Origin of the sequence: Clavibacter sp. (genome assembly GCF_014802555.1) — a bacterium.
Lineage (GTDB): Bacteria > Actinomycetota > Actinomycetes > Actinomycetales > Microbacteriaceae > Clavibacter > Clavibacter sepedonicus.
Genome location: NZ_JAAVCB010000113.1, coordinates 1 through 5717, shown reverse-complemented (window position 1 = coordinate 5717; position 5717 = coordinate 1). Strand labels below are relative to the sequence as shown.

Sequence of the window (5717 nt, the reverse complement as noted above, 5' to 3'; positions counted from 1 at the left end):
GCGCACGTCGCCGGGCACCCGCTCGCCTCGGAGGCCGGCCGCGTGCTCACGAGCGTGGCGATGGCCGACCTCGGCCGCGTCGACCGGGTGGACTCGGGGGTGACCGTGGGCGACCTGCTCACGGAGCGCATCGACCTGTCGGAGCCGATGGGCCGCCGCCGCGGCGCCCGCGCGCGCCAGGCGGAATGGCTCGGCCGGATCGACCAGGCGGCCGACGCCGCGGGGGCCCGCCGCATCGGCGCCGACGACCCCGTCGGATCCCTCCTGCCGCTCGAGCGCGCCATCGCCCTGACCGCCGTCGCCGCCTCGGGGCGCGCCCCGGTGCTCGTGCTCGACGTGGTGGATCCCTTCCCGGACGCCGCCGCCGAGCGCGCGTTCCTCGCCGCCCTGCCCGCCCTCGTGCACGAGAGCACGACCGTCCTGCTGGGCGCGCCGTGGTTCCCGGACGAGCACGGGATCCCGGGCAGGCCCACCGTGCGCCTCCGCCTCCACGCGGAGGATGCGCCCGCTCCCGACGCCGACGAGCGCCCCGACACCGACCAGCCCGTCACGACCGGCAAGGAGACCCGCCGATGACCACCCGCACCGTACGCCGACGGCTCGCCGTCGCCCTCGTCGCGATCGTGCCCCTCGCGGTCGCCGGCCTCTTCATCGGCTCGCTCTCCGACGTGGCGAAGGGCGTCGAGCGCGTGCCCGCCGCCATCGTCAACCAGGACGAGATCGTGCAGCAGAAGGCCGCGGACGGCACCGAGTCGCCCGTGCTCGCGGGCCGCCTGCTCGTCACGCAGCTGACCAGCGACGACAACCAGGCCTTCGACTGGACCATCACCAACGCCGACGAGGCCCAGCGGATGCGCGACGACGGCGAGGTCTACGCGGTGCTGACGGTGCCGAAGGACTTCTCCGCGTCGATCGTGTCGCTGTCGACGGACGCCCCGAAGCGGGCCGACATCAGCGTGAAGACGGACGACGCGCACGGCTACCTGACGGGCGCGGCCACGCAGGCCGTGGGCGTCGGCATGACGAGCGTGTTCGGCAACGCCATCACCTCGCAGTTCGTCTCCGGCATCTACACGACGTTCGGCGGCCTCAAGGGATCGCTCACGGACGCGGGGGCGGGCGCCGACAAGCTGGCCGACGGCGCCACCCAGCTCTCCTCCGGCGCGACGACGCTCGGCGATGGGATCACGCAGCTCGGCGACGGCGTCGGGCAGTCCCAGCAGGGGGCGTCGAAGCTGGCGGACGGGCTCGGCACGTACACGGGTGGCGTCTCGCAGCTCTCCTCCGGGCTCGACCGGCTGCAGACCGGTGCCGCGGGGCTGTCGCAGGTCTCCGACGGCGTCGGGCAGTACGCGGGCGGTGCCGGGCAGATCGCGGCGCAGGTCCAGGGGATCCGGCAGCAGCTCGCCGCGAACCCGCAAAGCGCGCCCATCGCGGCGCAGCTCGAGCCGCTCGAGCAGGGGCTCGACCAGTACGCGGCGCAGGGGCAGACCCTCGCGACGCAGGCGGCCGCCGGGATCCAGGGCGTGCAGCAGGGCATCGGGCAGAGCGCGTCCGGCGCGTCGCAGCTCGCGGCCAACGGCGGAGCGCTCGTCGCGGGCGCGCGCCAGCTCAGCGACGGCCTCGGCCAGCTGCGCATCGGAACGACCTCGGCGGCGACGGGTGCGGGCGACCTCGCCACCGGCGCGGACGCGCTGTCCTCCGGCGCGACCGAGCTCGGCACCGGCCTCACGCAGGGCGCGGAGCAGATCCCGTCGCTCGACGCCGACCAGGCGTCCCAGGCGTCGGGCGTCGTCGCGGATCCGGTCGGCCTCACGGTCGAGCGCGAGAACGAGATCGGCAACCCGGGCGACGCGATCGCCGCGATCTTCGTGCCCATCGGCCTCTGGCTCGGCGCGTTCGCGACCTTCCTCGTGCTGCGCCCGGCGGCCCGCCGGCTGCTCGCGTCGTCGGCCGCGACCGGCCGCGTGATGGGGCGCGTGCTCGCGCGCGCCGCCCTCATCGCGCTCGCCCAGGTCGTCCTGCTCGTGGCGCTCGTGCACGCCGCCCTCGGGCTCTCCCTCGCGCTGCTGCCCGCCACCCTCGGGTTCGCCGCGGTCGCCGCGGCGGCCTTCACGGCGATCCACTACCTGCTCCGGCAGGCGTTCGGCCGGGCCGGGCTCGTGGTGTCGCTGATCCTGCTGGCCATCCAGGCCGCGGCGATGGGCGGCGTGATCCCGCTGCAGCTCGTGGCCGCGCCGTTCCAGGCGATCAGCCCGTTCCTGCCGCTCACCTACGCGGCGTCGGGGATGCAGGCGATCATCGCGGGTGGCGCCCCGGGGGTGGCGTGGAGCGCGGCGGGCGTGCTGGCGGTGTTCCTGCTGCTGAGCCTCGCGGTCTCGTACCTGGTGACGCGGCACTCGCGTCGGGCGAGGAGCCTCGGGCTCGTGCCCGGGGCGTCGCCGGCCTCGGTCGCCGTCGCCGTCTGATGATCCGCCTCGGCGGCCGGTCCTCGTGGGCCGGTCGCCGGGCGGATCCATGCAAGCCCGTGCCCGTCGCGATGCCCGTATCCGCCTGAGAACCATTCTCAGAAAACGGGCACCATGCGCATCCCCTCCTCGTCGCCGCCGGCGTCACCGCCCTCGGCCTCCTCGCGGGCTCGCTCGCGGCATCCGCCCCCGCCGCCGACGCGGCCCCTCGCGCCCGCTGGCTGCTCGTGGCCGACCCGTCCGCTCACGCCGTCTCCGTCGTGGACGACTCGACCGGGCGCATCACCGGCGCGCTGCCGGGCGCGGCCCTGGGCACGCACGCGGGCGTGATCCAGATGGGCCACGGCCGGGTGGCCTTCGTCGACGAGTCCGGGCCCCGCCTCGACGTGGTCGACATCGCCTCGTCCGGCGTCCTGCGCATCGCGTCCTCCACCCCGATCCCCGCGGTCGCCGGCACGTGGACCCGGGCCGGCTGGATCGCCGACGACCCCGGCCACCGCTTCGTCGCGGTGGGCTCCGACATCGACGGATCCACCACGCAGCAGGTCACGGTCGTCGACACCCGGGGGCACGTGGCGCGCACCGCGACCATCCGCACCAGCGAGGTGACGCTCGCCACGACGGGGGCGCGCGGCACCGAGGAGATGGAGACCTTCCTCGTCGGCTCGCCGCTGCGGCTCGTCGTGACGGCGGGCGGGCGATTCGACTCCTACGACGTGGCGGCCATCCTCCGTGGTGACACGGCTCCCGCGCCCGTCGCCACGACCCCGCTCGGCGCGTACCCGCACGGCCCGGTCGCCGACGCGCGCGGCACCGCGATCGGCTCGACGCTCCACGACGGGATCGAGACGGTGCCGCTCACGCGCGGCGGGTTCGGCGCCTCCATCGCGCGCCCCTACCCCGAGCCCGCCGTGCAGAGCTACCGGCCGCGCATGGCGCCGGACGGCGAGACGGCCGTGGGCACGCAGACCGGCACGGGTCCGGGTGCGCCCACCCTGCTGACGTCGTCGTCGATGCACGGCGCGGGCGTCGCGAGCGTGGCCCTCGGGTCGGGCACGTCCACGCGGGCGGTCGTCACGCCCGGGTACGCCGCGGCGGTCGTGACCGCGGGCGGCGTCGACACGCTCTCCCTCGTCGCCCGCGGCCGCGCGGGCCTGTACGACGGCACGGTCACCACCGTGCGGCTCCCGGCCCTCGGCCAGTCGCCGGGCGCCGGATCCGCCGCGCGCTTCCTCGCCGCGTCCGACGACGGCTCGGAGCTGTTCCTGTCCCGGGCGGGCACGGGATCCGTCCTCGAGATCGACGTCGCGGGCACGACGGCGACCGTCCGCGGCACGATCGCCGTCCCGTCCGCTCTCGCGGACGGCGGCTACCTCGCCACGGTGGACCCGCACCAGCGGCCCTACGACCTCAGCGGGCGCTGACCGCGGATCCCGCCCGCACGCACGACGAGGGCCGCCCGGACATCCGGGCGGCCCTCGTCGTGCGTCGTGCGGGTCGCTACAGCGCGAGCGCGATGCGCCCGCTGAACACGCGGGTCACGGGCGGAGCGGCCAGCACCTCGCCGAGGCGGGCGGCGCCTTCGGGCGTGGCGCGCCAGGCGACGTACGCGTCGTGGTCGGCGGTCGACGCCCACTGCTCCACGACGATCATGCGGGCCGGGTCGGCGTCGTCGACGAGGACGTCGAGGCCCTCGTTGCCCGCGAAGGCGCGGGTGGCCTGGAGGGTCTCGGCGAGGACGTCGGCGACGTCGGCCAGGCGGCTCTCGTCGACCTGGATCTCGAGGTGCACGGTGGTGCTCATGGTGTCTCCGGTCCCGACGGCGGGCGGGCGGGGCCGCGCGCGACGTCGATCATGTGCGGGGACGATCCCCTCGTCCATCCAACCCCTCGCGGGTGCGCGGCAGTCCCGACCGGCGCGGGCGGGCGTGTCGGCCGAGGACGGGGCCGACCGTCGGGCGGGCGACGCGGGCGCGGGATCGGGACGCTCCGCGGATCACCTGTCGCGGCGGAGGGCGGTGCGGAGCCGCTGGTACCCGGACACCACGGGCGGCGCGACGGGCGTCTTCTCCGGCGCGGTGTCGAGTCGGAGCTGTCGCTGCGCGAACTCGCGCGTCTCGATGAGCATGGCGAGCCGCTGGTCCTCGGTCTTGGCCTTGCGGGTGTTGACCTCGGCGACGACGCCGCCCTGCCAACCCTGCTCGGCGAGCCAGCGCAGCGTCTCCGCGACGGGCTGCGTGCCGCGGCCGGGGAGGAGGTGCTCGTCGAGGATGCGGCCGTCGTCCTGCGAGCCGGAGCCGTCGCAGAGGTGCACGTGGCGCAGGCGCGGTCCGAGGGCCTTGGCCATCTCGAGCGTGTCCTGGCCGGAGAGGGAGGCGTGCGAGAAGTCGAGCGTGGTGGCGCCGCAGTCCATGTCCCGCGGATCCCATCCGGGGGAGTACGCCTTCATGCTGCGGCCGGCGACCTGCCACGGGAACATGTTCTCGACCGCGATCTCGACGCCGGTCTCCGCCTGGATGGAGCGCACGATGTCGAGGAACGACTCGGCGTAGCCGGCCTGCCAGCGGAACGGCGGGTGCACGACGACGGCGGGCGCGCCCACGGCACGGGCGAGCTCGGCGGACCGCTCCAGCTTCACCTTCGGGTCCCGGCCCCACACGAAGTGCGTGAGCAGCAGGACGGGCGCGTGGATGGAGAGGATCGGTAGGCCGTGCTTCTCCGTCAGGGCGCGCAGGGCGTCGGCGTCCTGGGTGACCTCGTCGTTCGTCACCATGATCTCGACGCCGTCGAATCCGGCGCGCTTGGCCATGACGAAGGCGTTCTCGACGGGCTGGGGGTACACGCAGGTCGTGCTCATGCCTACTCGGATCACGTCGGCGAGCGTACCTGCCGCCGCTGGGCCGGAGGGGTACACGGGCGGTCCGGCGCGTGTCGGATGCGCGACGCGGACAGCCGCGGTCGGCATGCTGGATCGGACGGGAGGGCGGCGGCAGCGCCGCCCTCGATGAGAGGGAGCGGGCATGGCGGCTGCGGGATCGGGCGGGCACGGGAGCACTGACGCGTTCCGGAAGGAGCGGCTCGACGCGCCGCGCGGCTTCTTCGAGGCCGAGGCCGCGGGGCTCGCCTGGCTGGCGGAGGTGGAGCCCGCCGGGGGCGCGCGCGTGGTACTGGTGCTCGACGTCGCGCCCGGCCGCATCGAGCTCGAGCGCCTCGCGCCCGCCCGGCCGACCCGGGACGCCGCCCGCGCGCT

At 75.6% G+C, this 5717-nt stretch carries 4 protein-coding genes and 2 pseudogenes; 4 read left to right on the top strand and 2 right to left on the bottom strand.

What is annotated here, in order from left to right:
* The 3 genes and pseudogenes from HDR73_RS12370 to HDR73_RS12360 form a co-directional block, all read left to right on the top strand.
* A pseudogene (locus HDR73_RS12370) lies at positions 1-576 on the top strand (MMPL family transporter); the annotation flags it as partial.
* The gene (locus HDR73_RS12365; RefSeq protein WP_287136455.1) at positions 573-2468 is read left to right on the top strand and encodes a YhgE/Pip domain-containing protein; all 1896 of its coding nucleotides are present in this window, start codon (positions 573-575) and stop codon (positions 2466-2468) included. The pseudogene HDR73_RS12370 and the gene HDR73_RS12365, both read left to right, overlap by 4 nt.
* A gap of 227 nt (positions 2469-2695) precedes the next feature.
* Positions 2696-3892, top strand: a complete 1197-nt coding sequence (locus tag HDR73_RS12360; protein ID WP_012298779.1) for a hypothetical protein — start codon at positions 2696-2698, stop codon at positions 3890-3892.
* Between the two features lie 76 nt (positions 3893-3968).
* Here HDR73_RS12360 and HDR73_RS12355 read toward each other — a convergent pair whose 3' ends face one another.
* Positions 3969-4271, bottom strand: a complete 303-nt coding sequence (locus HDR73_RS12355; protein ID WP_012298780.1) for a putative quinol monooxygenase — start codon at positions 4269-4271, stop codon at positions 3969-3971.
* Positions 4272-4463: 192 nt separating this feature from the next.
* On the bottom strand, positions 4464-5339 hold the full coding sequence (locus tag HDR73_RS12350) for a sugar phosphate isomerase/epimerase family protein (RefSeq protein ID WP_041464930.1): 876 nt from the start codon (positions 5337-5339) through the stop codon (positions 4464-4466).
* 148 nt (positions 5340-5487) lie between these two features.
* Here HDR73_RS12350 and HDR73_RS12345 point away from each other — a divergent pair.
* Positions 5488-5717, top strand: a pseudogene (locus HDR73_RS12345) (fructosamine kinase family protein); the annotation flags it as partial.